This window comes from Variovorax sp. P4_D9 (assembly GCF_056401695.1).
Genome location: NZ_JBFUIU010001066.1, coordinates 1 through 2,544 on the forward strand (window position 1 = coordinate 1; position 2,544 = coordinate 2,544).

The 2,544-nt window shown below is 67.6% G+C and carries 2 protein-coding genes; both read right to left on the reverse strand.

Annotated elements, in window-relative coordinates; genetic code table 11:
• A partial coding sequence (locus AC1DY5_RS50935; RefSeq protein WP_478121898.1) for an MBL fold metallo-hydrolase occupies nucleotides 1-903 on the reverse strand: 903 nt, incomplete at its 3' end.
• A partial coding sequence (locus AC1DY5_RS50940; RefSeq protein WP_478121899.1) for a hypothetical protein occupies nucleotides 900-2,544 on the reverse strand: 1,645 nt, incomplete at its 5' end. The genes AC1DY5_RS50940 and AC1DY5_RS50935, both read right to left, overlap by 4 nt.

Consider the following 2,544-nt stretch of genomic DNA (forward strand, 5'->3'; position numbering starts at 1 on the left):
GGCCAGCACATCGGGCTGCACGTCGTGCAGTGCCTTTTCCATCAGGGCGGGCGACGCCCATGGCCGGAAGGCCTCGGGCGGATAGTCGGCCGCCGTCGCCGGCCACCGGCGCTCGAAAGGCTCGAAGCCTTCCGCGTCCGGCAGGCCCCGGTCTTCGACCGCCGCGAGATACTGCTCCGCCTTGTTGTCGCTGGCAGTGAAATCGGCGACCGCGTGCTTTGGCGCGGGCCCGAGGATCTGGGCCGTCAGTGCGCCTCGCAGCGAGGGCGGCAGTTCGGCCGTGTCGCCGGCCTCGTAGTAGTGCACGGGCGGCGAGTTCTTGAAGCCGCTGGTGACCAGTGCCATGGCCTTGTCGTTGCTTCCGCCCGCGACGCCGAGGGCGTTCTCCGCCATGGCGAGTGCCTGCGCACCGTCGAGGTCCTGGCGCGCCGCGAGCTGGAGGCGCAAGTGCATGGCGAGCGACTGGATCTGCGACTTGATCTTCATCGCCCCACCATCCTTCGGGTCCAGGCGATTGGTGATCCAGACCGCCTCGACCTCAAATTGCTCGAACTCCCTGGCCTGCGTCGCAAATCCCGACAGATGGTCCGCGTGGTAGTGGGTCACGATCACGAGCGCCAGCTTTCGGCCCGTCACCTCGATCAGGTCCTGCACGCAGGCCGGCATGCTCTTGATGTTGCCGGCATGGACGCCGCAGTCGATCAGGATGTGCCGGGGACCGCTGCGCGTCGGCACGGTCACGAGGAAGAAGTCCCCGAAGCCGACGCGATACATGCGCACGCGCAGCCCGCCGCGGGCCGAGCTGGTGGTCTTCTTCGCTGCCGTCCCTGCCGGCACCGTCTTCTTTGCCGCTGCCTTCCTCGCCGGTGCTGTGGTCTTGATCGCCTTGGCCGCCATGCTCATACCCCCTGATGCAGAAGTCCGAAGTCGACCTGGAAGTGGCTGTCCTTGCCGGTGTCGCCGTTGACGAGACCGGTCGCGAGCGCATAGCGCCTTTGCCGTGCCTCGCGCATCTCGGCCTCGGACCCGACGAGCGGCTTGCGTACCGCGAAGCGCACCTTGGGCGGAATGTGGTGGCCGTAGTGATCGCGGTCGGGCGCCGCAATGATCAGCGTCACGCCGCCGCGCAGCGGAAACGAGCCAGCCTCCGGATAGTCCTTGTCGAAGGGCACGCGGCGCGTCTGCACCAGCTCGACCACCATGTCGATGCGCGTCCGGCCGTCCGGCGCCATGCGAAACACCTGATGGAAAGACGGTGAGTAGGGCAATCGATCTCGCGGCAGGCCGGGGTCTTCATCGAAGCCGAGGCGGGCTGCGTTCTCGCGCGCATAGGCGCGCAGGATCTCTCCATTGAGATCCTTCTGCGCCCGTGTCAGGCCACCCGGAAGTCCGAACTGCAGTTCCTGCGCCTCCCGCTTCCTGGTCTCGGGATCCTCGATCTCCACCACGACAGGCGGCAGCGCCTCGGGGTCAGGGCTTCGCGTCCAGTCGGGCACCCGGGTCCAGCAGAGTGCGTCTTCGGAGAAGAAGCTGGCGCCCTCGGGATAGATGCCGCGCACGCGGAAGGCCTGCATCAGCGCCTGCCGCAAGCCCCGATCGTCTTCCGGGCGCAGGTCGACGCTGGCGGTGATCAACGCGCGCAGGAAGTCGCCGAAGGTTATGTCGATCGGCGGGCAATAGTCCAGCGCCCGCGCGCACAGCTGGAAGAACGCGTCGGCGGTCTTCGACGCGGTGTCCGTGAGCAGAGTCGCCAGCGAGGTCGGCAACTCGGGCGAGGACACCGACGCGCCGCCCGCGCGATAGATGCGAAAGAGGTCGGCGGAGGCGCTCAGGTAGGTCGAAAAGTAGGCGTCGAAGACCGCCGCCACGAGGATCGATCCACGGTAATGCGGGTCGTTGACGCGTTGGCTCATCGCGCCGGGATCGGGCCGCTCCTCAAGGGCAGCGCGCAGGCCGTGGCCCATGCCGGAAGCCTGCCCGAACTGCTGCGCGAGTTCGACCAGCGGATTGCGCACGGGCGTTTCGGCGCGGATGCGGGCGTCGGTGGCGGACGCAGCGCCGCCCATGTGCGCCGACCCTTCCACCGGCGCCGCATCCGGCGTCAGCTCGAAGGGATACAAGCGCCCGCCCGTCTTGCAAATCGTGTCGAGCAGCGCGTCCTTGTGCGAGAAGTGCAGGAACAGCGCCGTGAGGTCGGCGAAGGCTTCGTGAAAGGCGAGAACGTCCGGATTGGTCGGCTCCGTGAAGAAGGTGCGGATGCCGTCGATGACCGCATGCGTGACCTCGTGCGCGATGATGTCGTGCGACAGGCAAGTGAAGACACGCTGGCCCGGCAGGTTGTTGCCCTGGTTCTTCTCCGCCGCGCGAAAGTAGCCGAACAGAATCCCCTGCGCCTCGCGGCTGTAGAAGGCGTTGGCCTGCACCATCGCGTGCGGATAGAGCTTGAGCACCCAGATGTCGTCGGCGGGGTCCGTGGGCTTTTCCTGTCCCGCGGGTCGATCGGCGCGGCGCCAGTGGACCGTGCGCCCGAGCGCCGCCTCGAAC